Genomic DNA, 22,523 nt, shown 5'->3' with positions numbered 1-22,523 from the left:
CTTAAAAGAACAATAAAAACGCAATGAAGAATGTATTAATTATCGGTTCTACCGGTCAGATCGGCTCAGAGTTAACCATGGAGTTGAGAAAACGTTATGATGGCGACATCGTAGCAGGTTATATATCCGGAGCAGAACCCAAAGGTGAACTATTGGAATCAGGACCTTCTGCACTTGTTGACATAACAAATGAACAGCAGATCGCCGAGACAGTGTCTAAATATAAGATTGACACAATCTATAATCTGGCTGCATTGTTGTCTGCCGTTGCTGAAGCAAAGCCTCAGTTAGCCTGGAAGATCGGTATGGGTGGATTATTCAACGTACTGGAAGTAGCACGTGAAATGAAATGTGCCGTATTTACTCCGAGTTCTATCGGTGTATTCGGTAACAACACTCCGAAAGACAAGACTCCGCAGGATACGATCCGTAACCCGCGTACGATGTATGGTGTGACTAAAGTTTCCGGCGAGTTGTTGAGCGACTATTATAACATCCGTTTCGGTGTGGATACACGTTCGGTTCGCTTCCCGGGATTGATTTCTTACGTAACTCCTCCGGGTGGTGGTACAACTGACTATGCAGTGGATATTTATTATTCAGCCGTAAAGGGTGAGAAGTTTGAATGTCCGATCGCTGCCGGAACATTTATGGATATGATGTATATGCCGGATGCATTACATGCTGCTATCCAGATTATGGAAGCCGATCCTACACGTCTGCAACACCGCAACTCATTCAATATTGCTTCTATGAGTTTCGATCCGGAAATTATAGCAAACAATATCCGTAAATATATTCCTGACTTCCAGATGGAATACAAGGTTGATCCGTTGCGTCAGGCGATTGCTGATTCATGGCCCAATTCATTGGATGATACTTGTGCCCGTGAAGAATGGGATTGGAAGCCGACTTACGATCTGGATACAATGACTAAAGACATGATCGCAAAACTGAAAGAACGTTTCGGTAAATAACAAATATAAGAGGTTTGTTGATGGGAGGGGATATCCGGTTTAGGGTGTCCCCTTTATTTTTAAGTGGGGTGGGTAATAAAGTTTCCTGTAAAGGATACTTCATTTTATATGTTTTAGAGCATGTTTTGGCTAAATAATGTTAATGCGAGGCATTTTTCTTGCAAATATTATGCTGAATAACATAAAACCCCTATATTTGCACTGTGTTTTTCATGGTATTAGATTTAAGGTTAACAATGAAGATTGGCTGTCCGTGATGGATAGCCTTTTTTTGTTTATATGTGTCTGGATTTGCTATTTCGTAGAAACCATGTTACTGTATTTTTTCGGGTATCCTGAGAGGATTGCCAGTAAAGCGCCGAATCCCAATAAATAAGGATAGTATAGGTACTGCATAATCTCGAGAGGGGAGACCTGGCCTAATCCTGAAGCCATTAGCAACTGTGCCCCGTAGGGGATGATTCCCTGAATGAAACAAGAGAAAATATCCAGAATACTTGCGCTGCGGCGTGGGTCGACTTTAAAACGGTCTGCAATATCTTTTGCGATCGGTCCCGCCATGATCAGGGCAATCGTATTGTTTGCCGTACAGAGATTGGCAAAGCTGACCAATGCGGCGATACTCATTTCCGCTCCTTTGGAGGAATGGATGCGGGAAGTCAGTTTGAGGATGATCCAGTCGATACCTCCATTGTAACGAATCATTTCCAACATGCCTCCTGCCAGTAAAGTGACGATAATCAGTTCACCCATATTGGTTATACCGAGTCCCATCGAAGCTGTCCAGCCCCATATGTCGAAACCTCCCGTCAGCAATCCGACAATGCCGGAGAGCAGGATACCGATAAATAAGACCAGCATTACATTGACTCCGCAAATGGCGGCGACAAGGACTACCAGGTAAGGAACCACCTTTGTCCATTCGATCGCTCCGGCTGTGTAATTGCTGTCGATACCGCTTCCAACCAATACATATATTATACCTGTAATAATAGCGATGGGGAGAGCGATACGGATGTTCACTTTAAACTTATCATTCATGTTACATCCCTGTGTTCGGGTGGCAACGATCGTAGTGTCGGATATGAAAGACAGATTGTCGCCGAACATGGCTCCGCTTACAACCACTCCGAGCATCAGGGCATCGGGCATTCCCGTCTTATCGGCAATACCTACTGCCACTGGGGCAAGGGCAACAATTGTACCTACGGAGGTCCCGACTGAAATAGATATAAAGCAGGCAGCCAGGAATATACCGGCAGCCAACAGGTTTCCGGGCAGGATCGACATCGCCAGATTGACGGTTGCATCTACAGCCCCCATCGCTTTGGCTGTCTGGGCAAACGCCCCGGCGAGAATAAAGATCAGTACCATCAGCATGATATTGCTGTTGGCAGCTCCGCGGCAGAATTGTTCGATACGGTTGGACAGTTTTCCTCCCTTGGATATGGCGATAGCAACGACAGATGATATGACAAAAGCTACGGTGATAGGCATCTTATAAAAATCGCCTGCCAATATGGATACGACCAGATAGGTGAGCAGGAATACCAGTAAAGGTATGAGTGCCCAGGCATTAGGCGCATGATTTAAAGGAGAGTTAGAAGGAGAATCGCAACGCAATACGCACCCCTCCTTTCTTTATATTCGGTTCATCCAGATAGGTAAGCCGTCGGTAATAATCTATACGAAGAATCTTGAAGATGTTTTCCAGGCCGACGCTTGCTTCCATATAGGGTGTTTTGCCCAAAGGACGTGTGCCGTCGGGCAGGAGGAACAGATTCGGTGTCAAGGCCGGATTGTTTTTATCCGTCAGTCCTCCGTAGATACCATTGAAAGAGATTACTTCGCGTAACCTTAGCCATTTGATACCCGGGATACGGTTTAATATCCAACCTTTTAAATAATAAGTTGCATTGAATGAAACATATTGGTCTGTCACAAACTCCAGGGCATTCATCATGTGGAATGCTTCCGGCTGGATAGTAATTGACTGGTTGGTATTCGGCAGGATCAGCAGCGGGAAAGGTACTTTGTTCCATACTTTTCCGGCTTTCAACTGCGTATCGATATGCCCGAACGAGGATAACCAGATACGTTTTTCCGCACTGACTTCCGTATGATTGTAGTTATATTCTCCACCCAGTACCCCTTTGATACCCAACTGATGTGACAGTTTGAAGATAGGAGCATCCTTCGACAGGTTGAAGACCGATTCTTTTCCGGAGCGTCCGTCGTAAGAGCGTTCACCGGGAGCGAAACGGAGTTGTGTTCCGATTTCAGAGGTTGTAATATCCTTTTTTTGAATCAATGTGCCGTCTGCTTCTTTCTCGATATATTTGAGCGTTCCGGCAGCCTGGTTATTCTGGTTATAGACCCATGACCTCCACGTAAGGCCGTTCAGCCATTCCTTTTCGTACTGGAACATGGATTTGCGGATATACTGCATTTTAGTTACAGGTTCGCCTACTTTCCAGGCAACAAAGATGTTATCCTTGCTGGTGAAAAGGAAATCCTGTCCGGGGGTATATACGTCATATTCCTGGATAAAGGATAAATTATTGACCGGACTTTCTCCTTCGTGGTATAGTTTTTTGTTGAAGCTATGTGTCAGTTTTACATTGTATTTCAGTTTACGGTCGTTCGTTCCGTAGGCGAGATATCCGCTGGCGAACCAGTAAGGATTCAGGTTGGCTGTCGTCATACCGCCGATACGTAAACGGACACCTTCCAGACTGTTACCGCTGATTGTCGTGTTCATCGGACCGAAGTCGAATTTGGTGGATTTTTTATCGCCGGCTGTCGGGATATATCCGGATATAAGTATTTCTGCTGTTTTGATGATTACATTGAATGCCGGGACTTTCCGGAGTTGGGCCAGCAGGTCGTCCAAGGCGTTTTCTTTTTCTTTCAGAGGCACATGGCGGTTGTTTATCCAGAAGGTATCGGGCTGTTCGATTGCCACAGGTAATGTATGGAGTGAACCCAGCAGGTTGAAAACGGAGTCTGCTTTCGCCTGTTCTATGTTGAAATTGTATTTGTCGTAATTCCTGAGTTGGTGCGCATAGAGCTGCTGGGCGCCTTTTACCAGGTAGAAATTGACATAGGTGTTTTCGTTCTTTACCACCCAGGTGCTGTCCGGCATCCGTTCGAATTCCTGTTCGATGCGGAGTTTGTCCACCCAGTTCAGGTTGATATTCGCGGGGGTGTTCAGCAGGAATTTTTTTAAGGCATAATTACCGTCAAGAGTGATGTATAACCTTCCGGTAAAACCGTAACTCTGGCTGTTGACCGGAACGAAAGCCAGGTCGACACATTTATCGCCTCCTATATCGAGGGTATCCATGATATAGTATTTATAATAGCTGGTAGCCAGGGTGGAGGACAAGGGGCTGACGAAACGGTTCAACAGGATATTGATATTATTATCGAAGATGTTGATGCCCTGAAATATCTCTTCCAGGTTGGAGGTGATGCCCCCGCCGTCATCCAGAGTCTGGTCGACGCCTTGCATACGTTTGCCTTTGACAATCGTTTTTTCTGTTTTCGGATGTTTCCGGTAATATCTATCTGCAATTGTTTCACGAACGGAAAGGGTCAGGATGGGTTTACCGTTAAATTCGGAACTGTCCAGGTAGTTCTTGATGAATTTGAATTTCTTCATGAACTTGTTTTTCTCGAAATCCGGGTTGAAGTCATCCAGGGAGAGAGAGAGTTTTTCGTATACCTCGGTTTGATATTCGTCCTTGGCTTCGATGCGGTTGTCGTTCTTATGTTCGATTACTTTTTTAATCAGTTCGACGGCCGGATTGTCTTTACGGGAATATTTTTCTCTTTTGGGTTTGACGATGACTTCGGATATTTCGAAAGCGGTAGGGCGAAGGTCAATGGTAAGTCCGTCATTCTTCTGTCCGGTTTTCAGGTCGAGTATTTTAGTGTCGTATCCTAATGATGCGACAGCCAGCTTGTTATAACCTTTATCGTTCTGTAAGGCGAAAGCCCCGTTGTCGTCGGTCATTGCCCCAATGGTTGAACCGTCAAAATAGACGGAAACAAAAGCCAAAGGTTCTCCGGTTATTGAATCCTTTACGATACCGGATGCAGAGGTCATGCTTTGCGCATATAAAACGGCAACACCGGTCACTGCCTGCAACAGAACCAATAATACTATTAAGTGAATTCTTTTTACCATGAAACTAACGTTATTCCTTCTCGGATAATGCAGTTGGCAAAGGTAAGCTTTTTCCCCGTAGGAGCGGAGTCAGCCTTATTAATAATATTTAATCAAGGAGGATGCAGGAGCCGTTTACAACGACTTTATATTCTCCCTATTTACCGGATTCTTGCCTTCCGGTGTGTATAAATGATCGATGCGGGAAGCGTATGCTTTTTCTACTTTTCCACGGACAATCTTCATTGTACTGTTAACCATGCCGTTTTGTTCGGTGAACGGTTCGGGCAAGACGGCAAATGTGGTGGGTAGCCAGCGATCGGGGAACATAGATGACAAGTCACCCCCTTTACGGAAACGGTCGATCTGTTTTTGGATGATACGGATGGCTTCTTCTTTTCCTTTTTCCGTATTCAGATCGAGTTGCTGGTGGGAGAGATGTCTTTTCAGATGGTCTTTGTTCGGTACAACCAAAGCAACCGTATAAGGATTCTGGTTGTTGTAAAGCAATAGTTGGTCGATGCAGGAAGAATGTTCAACCAATGCTTCTTCGATACCTTCCGGACTGTATTTTTCGCCATCGCTACCGATCAGCAGGCTTTTGAAACGGCCTAATACATATAATAAGCCGTCTTTGCCCATATATCCCATATCCCCGGTGTAAAGCCAACCGTCTTTAATGGTTTCGGTCGTAGAAGCCGGATTTTTCCAGTATCCAGCCATGACATTTTCTCCGCGGATAACAATTTCGCCTTTTTCTCCGAGGGGAAGTTCTTTACCTTCCTGGTCGCATATTTTCAGGTCAAGCGGTTGAACCAGTACGCCGCTGCTTCCAAACCTGTGGTGGCGCGGGCCGTTGGTCGAGATGACAGGGGTTGCTTCGCTAAGCCCGTACCCTTGATACATCGGCAGGCCGATGGCATAATAGAACTTTTGTAAATCCTTATCCAGCAGGGCACCGCCGCCGATAAAGAACTTCAGTTCGCCGCCAAAGTTTTCACGGACTTTAGAAAAGATGATACTATCGAACAGGCTTACAACCGGCTTTAGCAGGAACCGCCAGCCACGACCTTTGTCATCGCCGCCATCCCCGTTATAGGTATATGCCACGTTCAGTCCCATGTGGAACAGACGGTTGACCATGTTACCCTGCGCCCGGATGCCTTGTTCGATATTCTTCTTGAAGTTCTTGGCAAGGGCCGGGACACTCAATATTAAATACGGCTTAAATTCCTTGATGTTTACAGGGATATTCTTTAACGTCTCCATACCGGTTCTTCCCACCTGTACGGTAGCTACCGAAGCTCCTTTATACATAAATATATAGAAGCCTACCACATGGGCAAAGCAATGGTCGAGCGGAAGGATAACCAACGTGCGCCAGGTATCGTCGATATCTACGCAGGTAAGTGATTGCTCCACGTTAGCCGTGTAATTGCGATGAGTGAGGATAACGCCTTTCGGGTCGGCGGTTGTTCCGGAGGTGTAAGTGATTGTGGCATAATCATCGTTGGTAAGCGATTGTCCGATTGCCAGAAACTCTTCCAACGGATGCGCACTGAGGTATTCTTGCCCCATTTCTATTACTTTAGAGAGGGGAATTTCTTTTTCCTGATATTCTTTTTGGTCGTCGAAGATGATGATTTGCCGGAGCAACGGCAGTTTATCGACGATAGAACGTATTTTCTTCAACTGGTTGCCGGATACCATAATATATTTTACATCGGCATGTGTCAGACGGAACAACAGGTCGTTTGCCTCTTCCAGTTTGATAGAGAGGGGGACGTTGGTGGCTCCGGCGTAGAACATCGCCAGTTCACCGATGATCCAGGCGTTGCGGCCTTCGCTGAGCAGGGCCATGTTGTCGCCTTTCATTACTCCCAGGGCAACCAGTCCGGCGCCCAGCGTGTAAACCTGTTCCCTTACCTGTGTGTAAGTGGTAGGCTCAAATTTGTTTGTTGTCTTTTCCCATAAGAACGGGTTGTCGGGATATTGTTTCACCGAGTTTTCAAAAAGGTCTACCAATGTTCTTTTCATGACATCTTCATTTTATCCAATTAGCTTTATATTGTCGGAACTGATAATCTCCGCGTTGTTTGTGCCTCTTATAATAATGCCATAGTCCAGATAAAAATCGTTTATGGCATCGATACTGAATATCGTACTATTGAATGCAGATAGTAAATTGGGAAATGAAACGATAGCGTATACTTCTTTTTCCTGAGGTAAAATGCATTTATCTTTAAAGAATTGAACGGTCTGCTTTATTTGCTCAATCATATTATTCGGATAATCGTTTCCTTTCCTGAAAGCAGCGATCTCGTTTTCTGCATATTTCATTTCTACAAAAAGAACCCAATCTGTATCTTTATAATTATCGGGGTAAATAACACATTCGCATTGACGGGCCTTTTTCTTTTTGCTGTATTGTAATGCGTTTTCGCCGAATGCATCCACAAGAATGGATATGGCCGAATCATTCCTTAAGCAAACAGAGTGGATTAGTTTTCCTGTATTCGGGTTAACCGGAACACGATCATGTACTTTCAGATTTTCGCTCGTGAACTTTTTCCAATCAACGATATGGATGCTTGTATATGAACATGGATAAACCTGATGTTGTTGTATAGAATCATTTATCCGTGTTTTCATTTTGTTCTTTTGATATACTTGAGCATTGCATAATATTCATCCATTACTTCATTCATTATTGTGTTGAAATAATGATCTCCGATTGTATTCAGTCTGCTATTCTTAATATCTACTAACTTACCATCTTTTATTTCCCATGCGGATACCAGCGACGGATCTATCCATGATTGTCGGCTAGCCAGACTTTCCTGTTCCGTTTTCGGCATTGTCTCTTTTACTTGAAAGCCTAACATGCAGTTATTCAGGGCATAAAGGATGTAGGGGCTATGGGTGGTGAGAATTAATGAGTCGTCTTCACGTTGCTGAACACTGCTGATGAGATTGTATAGTATATCTCGTTGGGTAGACGGAAATAGATTAAGTTCCGGTTCCTCAATAAAGAATCCGGTACCTGCTGTTGCGATATATGGAATAATATATGGCTCTAGTTCTGTAAATTGTATGCCGCCATCCTGCTTACTTAAAGTACTTATCAAAATATTTAGAAATCTGGAATCCCTCTCCTTAGAAGCTATACTTCTTGGTTCTTCATTTGTATATATCCACTCTGCAAAATAAGATCGCAATACGACTAAAGGGATCATAGATTGTAAACCACTGGATGCATCCATTAGTTGAATAACGGTACCGTCCTGATTTTGAATATAATCCATATCGCTCTTTTCGTCATAGTAATAGTCTATCTCTAAAAAGGGCAGATGAATATGTTTCTCAGGAGTGAATATTTTGCGGGCATTGTTCCAGTCTGCCATAAAATTCCTTATGTTGTTGTTGGGCAGGCTGACTTCTTTCCAGTCGGAAATCATCGAAACAATATTTCTTTCGGCAGGAATATATGACAGTTTTATCCTTTTATATCCAAACTGGTTCTTCCAATTTATGACAGGTTCTTTATCTTTATATATATATTTCAGATTAATTGTTTCTGAATGATATTCTATTTCTGAAGTTTCCTTAAAATAGCCGGTGAGTTTGTGGAAACGAGCTAATTCTTCAATAAATACACCTTCTTTGAGGAAGTAATCAAAAGATTGATCTAATGATATTTTCTTTTCCACCCAAGAACAGTAACATGCAATTTTATTGATAGTACTTTTCCCCGAACTCTGGGGGCCCATGATTACATTGACTTTGTTTAGTTCAATGTCTGCATATTTTATCGGACCTATATTTTTAATTCTTAAATGTGGCATATTATATTCTTATATTAATTCTCGCAAATGTAAAGAAATATATTTGAACCGAGTTGCTTACAATGGTTTATTCGTGAGAAGTCTTTGTCTTCTCTATTTCTTCAAGCAGCATGCAGGCAGCCTCTACTGTACTCACATTTTTTATTACGATACTGCGCTTACCGTTCTGGTCCCGGAGATTACATTCGCGGGGATGTTTTTGTATAAAGGCCAGCAATTTGTCGAAAGCCTCGCTCTGATAGTACGGGCTTTCGGAGTTGGATATGAGGATGATGTTCATCTGCCCCTTCTTTAATACTACTTTTTCCATTCCCAGCTTCTTGGCCATACGGCGGAGGCGGACGATACGGATCAGTTCTTTTCCTTCCTTCGGAATTTTGCCGAAGCGGTCTTTCAGACGTTCCGTGAAGGCCAGTATATCCCGTTCTTCTTCCATATTATCCAGTTCGCGGTAGAGAGAGACACGTTCCGAATCGTTGGGGATATAGGTGGGTGGGAACATCAGTTCGAGGTCGCTTTCGATATGAGTTTCGCGGATATATTCGCTGCCGGAATCCCGTTTGCCGTTGTCGGAATCGGCATACAGGTCGGCAAACTCATCGCTTTTCAGTTCATCGACAGCCTCTTCCAGAATCTTCTGGTATGTTTCATAGCCGAGGTCGGCAATGAAACCACTTTGCTCGGCTCCCAGCATGTTACCGGCACCACGGATATCCAGGTCCTGCATGGCGATATGGATACCGCTACCCAGTTCAGAGAAGTTCTCGATGGCCTGCAAACGCCGGCGTGCCTCCTGTGTCAGAGAAGAAAGAGGCGGGGAGAGCAGGTAACAGAAGGCTTTGCGGTTGCTTCGTCCTACACGTCCGCGTAACTGGTGCAGGTCGGACAGACCGAATTGCTGTGCGTTGTTGATGATGATTGTGTTGGCATTCGGTACGTCGATACCGCTTTCCACAATGCTGGTGGCGATCAAGACATCGTATTCGTAATTGACAAAATCGAGGATGATCTTTTCGAGTTTCTCCGGTTCCATTTGCCCGTGACCGACTGCTACGCGGGCATCGGGTACTTCACGGCGAACCAGATTCTCTATCTCGTAAATATTCTGGATACGGTTATTGATAAAGAATACCTGTCCGTTACGGCTCATCTCGAAATTGATCGCTTCACGGATAATATCGGGGTTGAAACGCTCCACTTCCGTCTGTACCGGATACCGGTTGGGCGGGGGAGTGGTGATGCTGCTCAGGTCGCGGGCACCCATCAACGAGAACTGCAAAGTTCGGGGGATCGGTGTCGCTGTCATTGTCAGCGTATCCACATTCACTTTCATCTGACGAAGTTTTTCCTTAACGGATACGCCGAACTTTTGCTCTTCATCGATGATAAGCAATCCCAGGTCTTTGAACTTGACATCTTTGCTGACAATACGATGCGTACCGATCAGGATGTTCACCTGGCCCTCGGCGACATCCATCAACGTTCTTTTGATCTGTGCCGTAGTCCTTGCCCGGCTGATATAATCGATCCGGCAGGGGAAATCTTTCAGACGCTCCGAAAAAGTTTGGAAATGCTGGAAAGCAAGAACTGTTGTAGGAACCAGTACGGCTACCTGCTTGTTATCGGAAACGGCCTTGAAGGCAGCACGGATCGCAACCTCTGTCTTGCCGAAACCTACGTCACCACAGATCAGGCGATCCATCGGACGTAAACTTTCCATGTCTTCTTTCACTTCGCTTGTCGCTTTCATCTGGTCGGGCGTGTCTTCATAAATGAAGCTCGCTTCCAGTTCGTGCTGCATGAAGCTGTCCGGCGAGTAGGAGAAACCTGTCTCCTGTTTGCGTTGGGAGTAAAGAAGGATCAGGTCGCGGGCAATGTCCTTGACCTTCTTCTTTGTCTTTTCCTTCATCTTCTCCCAGGCACCGGTTCCCAACTTGTTCAGCTTGGGCGGTTCGCCGCTGTCTTTTCCTTTATATTTGGATAGCTTATGCAGGGAATGTATGCTGACGAAGATGATGTCGTTGTTTTGGTAGATCAGTTTGATAGCTTCCTGTATCTTGCCGTTTACTTCGGTGCGTACCAGGCCGCCGAACTGCCCGACGCCATGGTCGATATGCACGATATAGTCGCCGGTCGTGAACTGGTTCAGTTCTTTCAGTGACAACGTGAGTTTTCCGCTGCGGGCCTTTTCGCTTTTTAGGTTGAACTTGTGGAAACGGTCGAACAGCTGATGATCCGTAAAGAGACAGATACGCAGCGCGTCATCGGTAAATCCTTCATGGATGGTCTTGTTGACCGAAGTGAAAGGGATATTTTCTCCCCGGTCCTCGAAGATCGCCCGGATACGGGTTGCCTGTTTTTCGACGTCACTCAATATATATAATGTATAGCCACTCTCCAGATAGTTACGGAAAGAGTCGCTCACCATGTCGAAATTCTTATGGTAAATAGGCTGTGCCTGTGTACTGAATGTAAGGGTGGCATCCGCTACTCCTGCCGGGCGTGTACCGAAATGTATCCGGCGGAAGTTGAGGGCTGCCCGGAGGAAATCTTCTCCAGTCACCAGTCTGGCACGCATTCGGCTGATGTCGGCAAACGATTCTTCGTCACCGACAACCGGCTCTTCATTCCACAGGCTGCCGATACGTTCCTTCGTCCATGTCAGGTCTCTGGCTGCCAGGATTGTTTGTGCAGGCAGTGAATCCAGCAGCAGGGTGTTGGTACGGTCGCTTTTATTCATTTCCGGCACGATATAGATACTCTCCAGTTTCTCTTTGGAAAGCTGGGTTTCCACATCGAACGTACGGATTGTCTCCACTTCCTTTCCGAAGAAGTCGATACGGTAAGGAAATTCATAGGAGAAAGAGAATACGTCCAGGATACTGCCGCGCAGGGCATATTGCCCCGGTTCGTAGACATAGTCCACCTGCTCGAATCCATATTCGTCGAGCACGTCGGACACGAACATATTATCCAACTTCTCGCCGACACTGATCTTCAGAGTGTTCTTTTTCAGGTCGTCGCGCGATATGACCTTTTCAGCCAGTGCATCGGGATAGGAAACGATCACGAAGGGTGCTTCGGGGTCCTGGAGGACACTGAGCACTTCGGTCCGCAGTATTTCATTTGCCGGGTCGATATGTCCGTATTTGATGGCCCGGCGGTAAGCGGACGGGAAAAAGTAAATCTCATTGCTTCCGGTCAGCTGCATCAGGTCGTGATAGAAGTAGCCGGCTTCTTCCTGGTCGTTGAGTATGCACACATAGTTGCCCCCTCTTTTTAAAAAAAGAGAAGCGATTGTCATTGCTGCGCCCGAGCCGTTCAACCCTTTCAGGAAAATGTTATTTGACGTATTACCGTTCAAAAGGGTATCCAATGCGGAAACTTGTGGGTGGGCGGCGAATATTTTAAGTAATTCTTGTACCTCCATTAAAATTGTTGTCTGTTGACAAGTAACAAATGACAGCAACAAATGTTACTGAAATGTTTGGCAAAGGTAGCTTTTTTGTTCAAAATAATATAGAGTAATAAGTTTAAATCAACTAAAATATGTACCTTCGCATTCGGGTTGATAACCGATTGCCGACAGTTCTGCGGGATAGTTGCAGTAAATCTGTCAACTGTCACTTGTCAACTGTCAATTAATAAAAGAAGTATATGTCAGACAGTATTGTTATTATTCCGACCTACAACGAGAAAGAGAATATTGAGAATATTATCCGTGCGGTATTTGGGTTGGAAAAGGAGTTTCATATTTTGATTATAGATGATGGCTCGCCTGATGGTACAGCGGATATTGTAAAGCGATTACAGAGTGAATTTCCTGAACGTCTTTTCATGGTAGAAAGGAAAGGCAAGTTAGGGTTGGGAACTGCCTACATTTGCGGTTTCAAATGGGCGATCGAACATAAGTACGACTTTGTCTTCGAAATGGATGCCGATTTCAGTCATAATCCGAATGATCTTCCGAAGTTATATGCCGCCTGCACGGAGCAGGGGGGAGATGTGGCTATCGGTTCGCGTTACAGCAATGGCGTGAATGTGGTGAACTGGCCGCTGGGACGTGTATTGATGTCATATTACGCATCTGTCTATGTCCGCTTCGTTACCGGGATGAAAGTACAGGATACGACTGCCGGTTTCAAATGCTACCGTCGCGAGGTGCTTGAGGCGATCGATCTCGATCATATTCATTTCAAGGGATATGCTTTCCAGATAGAGATGAAGTTTACGGCGTATAAATGTGGTTTCAAACTGGTGGAAGTGCCTATTATCTTTATCAACCGCGTATTGGGAACATCGAAGATGAACTCTTCCATATTTGGGGAAGCGTTGTTTGGCGTGCTTAAACTGAAGTGGTGGAGTTTATTCCGCAAGTATCCGCAGAAGAAGTAAAGGGGATAGCTGGTAATAGAGGACGGATTCGTTACAATTTTTTTCGCCATTATTATATTTGTCAGGATTAATTATGGTAAATTTGTTGCTTTCAGTACTAAATACAATATCATGAAGCTTCTTACAAACACATTCTTGTTAGCCGCATTCTTGTTTTTACCCGTGCGTGTGTTCTCGCAAACACAGCAGGACGAACTGGAGCAGATCCGTCAGAACTATATCGGGACCTTGATCAGTTCCAATGATGAATCGGATTTACTCAACCGCATATTGTCCGGTATCCCGCCTGAGACGGAAATGTCTGATCAGGTCGTTGTGGAACTGCATCAGCGGTATCCCTTCAATATGGAGAAGATCAAAGGATATATGGAGAGTATAAATGAAGACGGTTCCTGGCCGGATATCAACTATACAGATACCAAACGCTCCGGATGGGATGCCAAGAAGCATGCCGACCGTATACTGGAACTGGCAAAACTCTATCATGCCGAAGGACCTTCGTGCACCTGGTCGCCCCGCTTCTCTACGGTTATTCATCAGGCGCTCGGTTATTGGTTCCGCACGAAACCTGTTTGCAAGAACTGGTGGTATAACGAGATCGGCATCCCGAAAACGTTCGGGCCGGCTTTCCTGCTGCTCCGTATGCAGATGACACCCGACGAACTCAAAGAAGCTGTGAAAGTAATGGATAACGCCCGTTTCGGCATGACGGGGCAGAATAAAGTCTGGCTGGCAGGAAACGTACTTGTCAAAGGCCTGCTGACAGACGATTATGCCTTGGTAAAGGCTGCCCGCGATACGATCATCTCTGAAATAACCACTGGGCGTGAGGAAGGTATTAAAAGCGACTGGAGCTTCCACCAGCATGGACCGCAACAGCAGTTCGGCAACTACGGGCTGGCTTATCTCGGTGAGATGAGTTTCTATTCAGGATTGTTTGCCGGGACTTCCTTTGCTTTGAATGCCGAACAGCAATCTATCCTGAATAATTTATTAACGGAAGGCTATCGCTGGATTATCTGGCGCGGCTATATGGATGTGAATGCCCTCGACCGGCAATTGTTCCATAATGCCCCTATTCATAAAGCGTTGGCGATAGGATATGCCGCCAGTTCACTGAAGAAGGGCAGCGCACCGGCCGATGTGCAGAAGATGGATGATTTCCTGAATGACAATTTCCCTCCCCAACCTGCGCAGGGGACAGCCTTTACCGGACAGAAACATTTCTGGGATTCAGACCAGACTATCCATCGCGCACCGGGGTGGATGGCCTCTGTCAAGATGGCTTCCAAGCGGGTGATCGGTACTGAGTTAGTAAATGAAGATAACCTGAAAGGCTTTTATATGGGTGACGGCGCTACTTATATATACCGTAACGGCGATGAATATCTGAATGTGTTCCCGTTCTGGGACTGGCGTAAGGTCCCGGGTATTACTTCGTATGAAAGCGATGCGCCTATCCCTTCTCCCCGTACTTACGGGGCTCATGTCCGTAATGAAACGACTTTTGTCGGTGGTGTAACGGATGGCAGTACAGGCATGACCGCCATGATCCTGAACCGTGACGGAGCACATGCCCGCAAGTCGTGGGTTATCACGGACGATTTTGTGTTATGCCTTGGGGCAGGGATTCAGACCGACAGTACGCTGAACCTGGCGACATCGATCGACCAACGTATGAAACAGGGGCAACTGGCTTATTGGGAAAATAACCGTTGGAATCCTGTCAACGGAACCGTTACGATCACCGGGAAGGCTCCGCGTTTCTATCATGACAGTACCGGTTATATCCTGATGCAGCCTGAAAACAGTGTGGCGATCTCAGAAAAACGTTCCGGCCGTTGGTCCGACTTTATGGGTTCATATATACCGCAAACGGTGGAAGGGGAGGTGGTCTCTTTATATATCCGCCATCCGAAAGAGCTACCCGCCACTTACCAATACCTGATACTGCCGGCCTCTTCGGCAGACCGTACAGCCACTTTCCGGACGGATGATATCCGGGTGCTTCGCAATGACGAGGCCATGCAGGCCGTAGCAGCCGGCAACCGTTTCTATGTCACCGCATATCAGGAAGGAACCATCCGCCTGTCGGATGATATAACACTGGCGGTACATACACCGGGTATCTATATGCTTTCTCCGGAAAACGGGAGACTCCGTATAGAGGCAAGCGATCCGACACATACACAATCGTCCTTGTCTTTAACGATCAATGACTACGATTTGAAGATAATGGTTCCTGCCAACCAGGCTCCCGGCCAGCCTGTTTCCGTTACCCCGGTTATCAGCGCGCCGTTGGTAAAGTCGATTTCCGTAGATGGCAAAAAAGACGACTGGCAACAGATACCTGTTTCCGTGTCGGGCCTGACCGCTCCCTGGAACGGGGCTGCTAAAGACCGGACCCGGTTCTCTGTCTGCTACGACAAGAAGAACTTATATTTCCTGTATGAAGTAGCCGATACTACCATTATATATAATAATGAAAAGACCGAGGCCTCGGTTGAGAGCAGTGACCGTATCGAGTTTTTCTTCAGCAAAGACCCGGCTATGGGCGATTATTATTGTGCGGAGATCGATCCGCGCGGAAAAGTCATGGACTATCATGCAAAGTTCTACCGCCAGTTCGATTTCGACTGGAACTTTAAAGGACTGAAACTGGGAACACATACCGGCAAAGACACTTATATCGTGGAAGGCTCCATCCCCTTGAAGAGTCTGGAAGAAATGGGTGTGATCTCACCGGACGGCGAGATACGTTTCGGTGTATACCGTGCCGATTATTACGGGCCGCAAGAGGAACAGGTGATCTGGTCGTCCTGGATCATCCCTGATGCCGTCAATCCGGACTTCCATATACCGTCTTCTTTAGGAGTACTGAAATTGCGGTAAGAGGTGGTTCGTAATTTATCAGAATTGAGAAGTATATTGTCATTATTATAAGTAATAGAGGAGAATATAAATAGTATTTTTGCTTGTATATAAGATCAATGTAATTGCTTAATTCATGTATTATGGCGAAAATAACACACTTATTCTCTTTATGTATTCTTGTTTGTTTAGGTCTTTTGTCATGTAATAAGACAGAGACGTCTGCAAATCATCCATCCTTTGCCAGTATCGAGCAAGGCTTCCGTTCAATACCCGATAGTGTACAGACCGGTGTTTATTGGTACTGGATTTCTGATAATATATCGAAAGAAGGGGTGGAACGTGACCTGGAAGCCATGAAAGTGGCTGGTATTAATCGTGCGTTTATCGGGAATATCGGTATCGATGGCATCCCTTACGGCGATCATAAACTGCTGAGTTCCGAATGGTGGGAAGTGCTGCATGCCGCTTTGAAGAAAGCCACGGAACTGAATATAGAAATCGGAATATTCAACAGTCCGGGATGGAGCCAGTCCGGCGGTCCGTGGGTGAAAAGTTCACAGGCTATGCGTTATCTGGCCTCTTCAGATACGATTGTCGCCGGACCGGGACGTATGCAACTGACGCTACCTTCCGTTGGAAAAGATGAACAGGACGTCTGCGTTATCGCTTATCCGGCATTGGATAAGCCAGTGGCGGAAAAAAGCTGGGCGATAAATAAGAAGTCAGGGCAATCGTCCTCTTCCGTTCTGGTCTTTGATAAGGAAGCAACCGTCCGCACACTGATCTACCGGGTAAATACACCTTTTAAAACGACAGCCAAGCTGTGGGTGAAAAAAGGAGGAAAGGAAGAATTGCTGAGACAATTCGTGATCGACCGTAGTAACCCGGCACTGAATGTAGGCTTTGTCCCTTATGCGCCGGTCGTTATTTCCCTTCCGGAGACTTCCGCTTCACAGTTTCGCCTGGAAATGTCAGAAGAAGGAGAGGCTGCCGGAAATGTAACCCTTACATCTTCTCCCATGATGGAACGCTACCCGGAGAAATCGCTGGCTAAGATGTTCCAGACCCCGCTTCCTATGTGGGATGACTATCTCTGGGAAAAACAGCCTGCCGTTAGTGATGCCTCTTTGATGGTTTCGCCGGATGAGATAAAGAACGTGACTGAATTTTCAAAGAACGGTGTGTTGGATTGGGAAGTACCCGAAGGTAAGTGGGTGATCTGCCGGATGGCTATGTTGCCGACAGGTGTAACCAACTCGCCGGCTGCTCCCGAAGCTACAGGACCTGAGATCGATAAGATGAGCAAGAAACATGTCGCTTTCCATTTTGATGCCTTTATCGGTGATATACTGAAACGTATTCCGGAGGCAGACCGTAAAACATTTAAGGTGGTTGTCCAAGATAGCTATGAAACCGGAGGACAGAACTGGACCGACGATATGATCAGCGTATTTAAGGAACGTTACGGATATGACCCCGTTCCGTATCTTCCGGTTCTGGAAGGTACAGTGGTTGGTAATCCCGATATTTCAGACCGCTTCCTGTGGGATTTGCGCCGTTTGATAGCCGACCGTGTTTCTTACGATTATGTAGGTGGCTTGCGTGATGTTTGTCATCAGCATGGATTGACAACCTGGCTGGAAAATTACGGTCATTGGGGATTCCCGGGCGAGTTTCTGCAATATGGCGGCCAGTCCGACGAGATAGCCGGTGAGTTCTGGAGCGAAGGTTCCCTGGGGGATATCGAGAACAGGGCGGCTTCTTCCTGCGGGCATATTTATGGCAAGAGACGTGTCTGGGCCGAGTCGTTTACAAGCGGGGGACCTGCTTTCGGCCGCTATCCGTATCAGATGAAGCAGCGTGGGGACCGTTTCTTTACGGAAGGGATAAACAGCTCTTTACTGCATGTATATATCCACCAGCCGTTTGAAGATCGCGAACCGGGGTTGGATGCCTGGTTCGGTAATGAATTTAACCGGAAGAATACCTGGTTCAGCCAGATGGATGTCTTTACCGGCTATCTGAAAAGATGTAACTTCATGTTGCAACGCGGCGATTATGTGGCAGATGTAGCTTACTTTATCGGTGAGGATGCTCCGAAGATGACTGGTATCTGTACGCCTGAACTTCCTGCCGGCTATTCCTTCGATTATATTAATGGGGAAGTTTTGTTGCAGCGGGCATCGGTGGAAGACGGCCGGATTGTTTTGCCAAGCGGAATGAAATATCGCTTGCTGGTATTACCCCAACTGGAAACCATGCGTCCGGAAATTTTGCAGAAGATAAAGGAACTGTTGCAGGCAGGTGCCTGTGTGATAGGGCCTGCTCCGAAATATTCTCCGAGCCTGAGTGATTATCCGGCTGCCGACCGGAAAGTGCAGGCACTGGCTTCCGAGCTTTGGGGCGACCAGACAGAATCCGTACGGACAATAGGTAAAGGCCGTCTGTTTATGCCGGCAACTTCCCTGCAACCGGTATTGGAAGCCTTGAACGTAAAACCGGATATGCGTGTTAATTCCGGTACGCCTGTTTTGTTTATCCACCGTGCTACGGATGAGGGTGATATTTATTTTATCTCGAATCAAAGTGAAACTCCGGTTGATATAAACCCGTCCTTCCGTGTAGCCGGAAAATTGCCGGAACTGTGGAATCCGCTGACAGCAGAGATACGTCTTTTGCCGGAGTTCACCTGTGCTGACGGAGTAACTACCGTGCCGGTTCGTCTCGAAGGTTTTGAAAGCTCCTTTATTATCTTCCGTAAAAAAGGCACGCCGGTGAAAACAACCGCCCGGAATTATCCGGTCAAAGAGGTTCTGGCAACTGTTAGCTCTCCCTGGCAGGTCGATTTTGAAAAAGGGAAAAGAGGACCGGAAGAAGCTGTAACCTTCCCGGCATTGCAGGACTGGACAGAAAGTACAGACCCGTCCATCCGCTATTTCTCAGGAAAAGCAATCTATACCAACCGGATCACTTTGGATGAACTGCCTCAGAAGGCGCTTTATCTGGATCTGGGCAAGGTGATGGTCATGGCGAAAGTAAAGATCAACGGACAGTATGTTGGCGGCGTATGGACAACCCCTTACCGCCTGCCGGTTGGAGACTTTCTACGTAAAGGGGAGAACCTGATCGAAGTGGAAGTCGTGAATAACTGGAGGAACCGCCTGATCGGTGACGCTTCGTTGCCTGAAAAGGAACGCGGCACCTGGACAAACGTGAATCCCTGGAATGCAGATTCGCCTCTACAATCGTCCGGTTTGATCGGACCTGTGGAAATACAGGCCTATTCTTACGAATAACCGCTCCTGCCTGCGTTGTTTTTGAATAGAATCATGTACATTTGTAACAAATAAAATACAAGGTATATGAATAAGATTCTGATAAAAAACGCTCGCATTGTGAATGAAGGCCGTATGTTTAAAGGCTCGGTCCTTATTGATGGAGATAAAATAGTAGAGGTGTTCGAGGAAGTTGTTCCCGAAACCGCCTCCAATGTACAAGTTATCGATGCTGAAGGAAAGCTCCTGTTACCGGGAGCAATCGACGATCAGGTACATTTCCGTGAACCGGGCCTGACACATAAAGGAGACATCGCTAGTGAAAGCCGTGCGGCCGTAGCTGGCGGTGTCACCTCTTTTATGGATATGCCGAATACCAAGCCTCAGACTACCACGATAGCCGATCTGGAATGGAAGTTGCAGCGCGGAGCGGAAACATCTGTCGTCAACTACTCTTTCTTCTTCGGTGGAACGAATGATAATATGGACGAGATCCGTAAGCTGGACCGTAGCCGTGTGCCGGGGTTGAAGCTGTTCCTCGGTTCTTCTACAGGCAACATGTTGGTGGATAAGAAGGAGAGCCTGGAGCGTATTTTCGGTGAAGCGGATATGCTGATCGCCATCCATGCGGAAAAGGAAGAAGTGATCAAACGCAATATCGCTTATTATACAGGATTGTACGGCGAAGATCTCGACATCTCTTTCCATAGCAAGATCAGAAGCGAAGAAGCATGTTATGCCTCTTCATCCGAAGCTGTCGAACTGGCTACCCGCCTGAATTCACGTTTGCATATCCTGCATTTGTCTACTGCCAAAGAACTGACATTGCTGAGTAATGAGATTCCTTTGAGCGAGAAGAAGATTACCGGCGAGGTGTGTGTGCATCACCTTTGGTTCCATGACGGCGATTACGCTAAGTTTGGTAACCGAATCAAATGGAATCCGTCTATCAAGACGTTGGAAGACCGTATCGCTTTGCGCAATGCCGTTAACGATAATACGATAGATATCGTAGCGACCGACCATGCTCCGCATTTGTTATCGGAGAAAGAGGGCAGTTGTTTGAAAGCGGCTTCGGGCGGTCCGTTGATTCAGCATTCGCTGGTTGCCATGCTGGAGATGGTGGCAGAAGGTTGCTTCACGTATGAAAAAGTGGTGGAAAAGATGGCGCATATGCCGGCAGACCTGTTCCATATCGACCGGCGCGGTTATATCCGTCCGGGTTATTATGCCGACCTGGTCCTTGTCGATCCGGAGAAGAGCTGGACGGTGGCTCCCGAAAATATAGTATATAAATGCGGATGGGCACCTTTTGAAGGGACTACCTTCCATCATAGTGTCAGCCAGACTTTTGTCAACGGGCAGTTGGTGTATGACAATGGCGTCATAAACGACGAAGTCCGGGGGATGGAAGTGAAATACAACTAAAATACAAACCAGTATGTATAATGTATCCCTTCTCGCTTTTCCAACTAGCCTGCCACACTTTGGTAGTCTCGCTTCCAAGGCGTAGTAGTGTGGCTTCCAATCCGTGGAAGAGACGCTACCACGCCGTGGTAATCAGGTAAGGATAAAATCGTAGAGGTCGCGATACTCGTCGAAGCGCAACTCGTCTGTATAGCCGTGCCGGCGGAAGAGGTTGATGATCCATTCCTGTTGCTCAGGTGTGAGAAGGCGTTCGCCATTGTGGTAGCGGTAGTAGGTGGTGTTTCCACCCAAATACGTCTTGATACGGTCGCGCAGAGGCGTATCGTCTTTCTTCTTCACCTCGGCAAAGAGGGCACGGAAACCGTAGGCGGCGTGGATAATACGTGTCTGCTTATAGCACACGCAGGTGACGCCTTGACGGGCCGTGGGATAGACGGCAGGCCCTGTCACCCAGCCTTCGGGGAGGTGCTTCCCAGCGAGAAAACGGGCGCAACTGTCCGACTTCGGGCAGTCGCTTTGGAAGCAACGGCAGTAGGAGGGAGGAATTTGTTCGGGGGTCAATAGGATGTTTGTCTCCATTGTATTCATATTATTCGTTTCCTGTTTCAGTGAGTAAATTGCTTCTTGGTGTTTTCTGTCCAACCGTCAACAACCGTATTAATGTGCTCTTTCCCTGAACTCGGAGGGCGTTACGCCCTCTTTCTTTTTAAAGAAGGTCGAGAACTGGCCGGCATTTTCAAACTTCAGGCTGTAGGCAATCTCCGATATGTTTAGGTTACTTCCCGTAAGGAGTTCTTTTGCCCTCAATAGTTTTTGCTGTAACTGGTATTGAGCGGGAGACACGCCGGTATATTCTTTGAACATACGGCGGAACCAGGAGTATCCCAGTCCCAGTTGCGAGGCGATCTCTTCCGGCGACACGGGGTTTTCCACCTGCTCTTTCATCAGGATACGGGCCTCGTTGATTTTGTCTACTACATATGTATTAGTAAAAGCACCATTCTTTTTCTTATAATAAACAGTACCCATTATATGAAGGACGATACTGGATATCATCTGCTGGTATCCGGATTTTTCCTGCATGGCAAACTTTAGTATATCTTCATATAATCCTACAATAGTAGCACTTAAACCGATTCTATGAAGCGGCTCTTCTTTCGTGAAGAAACGTTTTTCCACTCGTTTGTCGATATGTATTCCACGGAATCCTACCCAATATTCATCCCATCCGGTCTCTTTGTCCGGATAGTAGCTGTGCCATTCTCCTGGAAAAAGCAGGATCATGGTGCCGGCTTCTATCTTTTGCTGTTTGCAGGATTGGGAAGAGAAGTAGCCGCTTCCCTTCGTTATATAGACAAGCTGGTATTCCTTCAGGATACGTCCTGTCTGCGGTTTGAAGTTATAACTGTCCGGATGACCGGATAACGGATATTGACTTTGGGGTGGAATGAATTGGTATCCGATCGTGGTGACCGTAATCCCCCAGTCTTCATCAGACGCTCCGATAGTCAGGTAGCGTATTTGATTATTTGCGTGTTTATTCATGTCAGAATTGAAA

At 46.5% G+C, this 22,523-nt stretch carries 13 protein-coding genes; 5 read left to right on the top strand and 8 right to left on the bottom strand.

Annotated features, from left to right (window positions below; genetic code table 11):
• Nucleotides 1-23 precede the first annotated feature (23 nt).
• Nucleotides 24-977 carry an NAD-dependent epimerase/dehydratase family protein gene (locus HMPREF1535_RS20125; RefSeq protein ID WP_007656131.1) on the top strand — a complete coding sequence of 318 codons (954 nt, stop codon included), beginning with the start codon at nt 24-26 and terminating at the stop codon, nt 975-977.
• A gap of 294 nt (nt 978-1,271) precedes the next feature.
• Here HMPREF1535_RS20125 and HMPREF1535_RS20120 read toward each other — a convergent pair whose 3' ends face one another.
• The 6 genes from HMPREF1535_RS20120 to mfd form a co-directional block, all read right to left on the bottom strand.
• Entirely contained in the window at nt 1,272-2,600 is a 1,329-nt protein-coding gene (locus tag HMPREF1535_RS20120; RefSeq protein WP_046147281.1) for a Na+/H+ antiporter NhaC family protein, read from the bottom strand.
• A complete protein-coding gene (locus HMPREF1535_RS20115; protein WP_010802871.1) occupies nt 2,578-5,169 on the bottom strand; it encodes a DUF5686 and carboxypeptidase-like regulatory domain-containing protein in 2,592 nt (863 codons plus the stop codon). Before HMPREF1535_RS20115 ends, HMPREF1535_RS20120 begins: the two co-directional genes overlap by 23 nt.
• A 114-nt stretch (nt 5,170-5,283) precedes the next feature.
• Complete coding sequence (locus HMPREF1535_RS20110) at nt 5,284-7,185, bottom strand: AMP-dependent synthetase/ligase (protein WP_046147280.1); 1,902 nt, start codon at nt 7,183-7,185, stop codon at nt 5,284-5,286.
• Nucleotides 7,186-7,197: 12 nt separating this feature from the next.
• Entirely contained in the window at nt 7,198-7,800 is a 603-nt protein-coding gene (locus HMPREF1535_RS20105) for a hypothetical protein (RefSeq protein ID WP_046147279.1), read from the bottom strand.
• Entirely contained in the window at nt 7,797-8,993 is a 1,197-nt protein-coding gene (locus HMPREF1535_RS20100; protein ID WP_007656148.1) for an AAA family ATPase, read from the bottom strand. The genes HMPREF1535_RS20105 and HMPREF1535_RS20100 overlap by 4 nt, the downstream gene beginning before the upstream one ends.
• 67 nt (nt 8,994-9,060) lie before the next feature.
• Complete coding sequence (gene mfd / locus HMPREF1535_RS20095; RefSeq protein ID WP_046147278.1) at nt 9,061-12,423, bottom strand: transcription-repair coupling factor; 3,363 nt, start codon at nt 12,421-12,423, stop codon at nt 9,061-9,063.
• Between the two features lie 227 nt (nt 12,424-12,650).
• On the opposite strand from mfd, the gene HMPREF1535_RS20090 reads away from it, so the two are divergent.
• The 4 genes from HMPREF1535_RS20090 to HMPREF1535_RS20075 all read left to right on the top strand — a co-directional run bounded on the left by HMPREF1535_RS20090 (nt 12,651) and on the right by HMPREF1535_RS20075 (nt 20,965).
• The gene (locus tag HMPREF1535_RS20090; protein WP_007656150.1) at nt 12,651-13,388 is read left to right on the top strand and encodes a polyprenol monophosphomannose synthase; all 738 of its coding nucleotides are present in this window, start codon (nt 12,651-12,653) and stop codon (nt 13,386-13,388) included.
• Between the two features lie 111 nt (nt 13,389-13,499).
• Complete coding sequence (locus HMPREF1535_RS20085) at nt 13,500-16,280, top strand: polysaccharide lyase family 8 super-sandwich domain-containing protein (RefSeq protein WP_046147277.1); 2,781 nt, start codon at nt 13,500-13,502, stop codon at nt 16,278-16,280.
• A gap of 122 nt (nt 16,281-16,402) precedes the next feature.
• On the top strand, nt 16,403-19,558 hold the full coding sequence (locus tag HMPREF1535_RS20080; RefSeq protein WP_046147276.1) for a glycosyl hydrolase: 3,156 nt from the start codon (nt 16,403-16,405) through the stop codon (nt 19,556-19,558).
• A gap of 66 nt (nt 19,559-19,624) precedes the next feature.
• Complete coding sequence (locus HMPREF1535_RS20075) at nt 19,625-20,965, top strand: dihydroorotase (protein ID WP_046147275.1); 1,341 nt, start codon at nt 19,625-19,627, stop codon at nt 20,963-20,965.
• 132 nt (nt 20,966-21,097) lie between these two features.
• Here HMPREF1535_RS20075 and HMPREF1535_RS20070 read toward each other — a convergent pair whose 3' ends face one another.
• Entirely contained in the window at nt 21,098-21,544 is a 447-nt protein-coding gene (locus HMPREF1535_RS20070) for a DUF6078 family protein (RefSeq protein WP_052716777.1), read from the bottom strand.
• Between the two features lie 78 nt (nt 21,545-21,622).
• Entirely contained in the window at nt 21,623-22,510 is an 888-nt protein-coding gene (locus tag HMPREF1535_RS20065) for an AraC family transcriptional regulator (RefSeq protein ID WP_007656161.1), read from the bottom strand.
• Nucleotides 22,511-22,523 lie beyond the last annotated feature (13 nt).

The organism is Parabacteroides goldsteinii DSM 19448 = WAL 12034 (assembly GCF_000969835.1).
Classification (GTDB): Bacteria; Bacteroidota; Bacteroidia; order Bacteroidales; family Tannerellaceae; genus Parabacteroides; species Parabacteroides goldsteinii.
The sequence above is the reverse complement of the archived record's forward strand: the minus strand, read 5'-3'. Positions and strand labels throughout refer to the sequence as shown.

Bases quoted from the DNA above. Each gene is read 5' to 3' on its own strand.
- HMPREF1535_RS20125 (WP_007656131.1), top strand. From the start codon at position 24: ATGAAGAATGTATTAATTATCGGTTCTACCGGTCAGATCGGCTCAGAG.
- HMPREF1535_RS20115 (WP_010802871.1), bottom strand. From the start codon at position 5,169: ATGGTAAAAAGAATTCACTTAATAGTATTATTGGTTCTGTTGCAGGCA.
- HMPREF1535_RS20110 (WP_046147280.1), bottom strand. From the start codon at position 7,185: ATGAAAAGAACATTGGTAGACCTTTTTGAAAACTCGGTGAAACAATAT.
- HMPREF1535_RS20105 (WP_046147279.1), bottom strand. From the start codon at position 7,800: ATGAAAACACGGATAAATGATTCTATACAACAACATCAGGTTTATCCA.
- HMPREF1535_RS20100 (WP_007656148.1), bottom strand. From the start codon at position 8,993: ATGCCACATTTAAGAATTAAAAATATAGGTCCGATAAAATATGCAGAC.
- mfd (WP_046147278.1), bottom strand. From the start codon at position 12,423: ATGGAGGTACAAGAATTACTTAAAATATTCGCCGCCCACCCACAAGTT.
- HMPREF1535_RS20090 (WP_007656150.1), top strand. From the start codon at position 12,651: ATGTCAGACAGTATTGTTATTATTCCGACCTACAACGAGAAAGAGAAT.
- HMPREF1535_RS20085 (WP_046147277.1), top strand. From the start codon at position 13,500: ATGAAGCTTCTTACAAACACATTCTTGTTAGCCGCATTCTTGTTTTTA.
- HMPREF1535_RS20080 (WP_046147276.1), top strand. From the start codon at position 16,403: ATGGCGAAAATAACACACTTATTCTCTTTATGTATTCTTGTTTGTTTA.
- HMPREF1535_RS20075 (WP_046147275.1), top strand. From the start codon at position 19,625: ATGAATAAGATTCTGATAAAAAACGCTCGCATTGTGAATGAAGGCCGT.
- HMPREF1535_RS20070 (WP_052716777.1), bottom strand. From the start codon at position 21,544: ATGGAGACAAACATCCTATTGACCCCCGAACAAATTCCTCCCTCCTAC.
- HMPREF1535_RS20065 (WP_007656161.1), bottom strand. From the start codon at position 22,510: ATGAATAAACACGCAAATAATCAAATACGCTACCTGACTATCGGAGCG.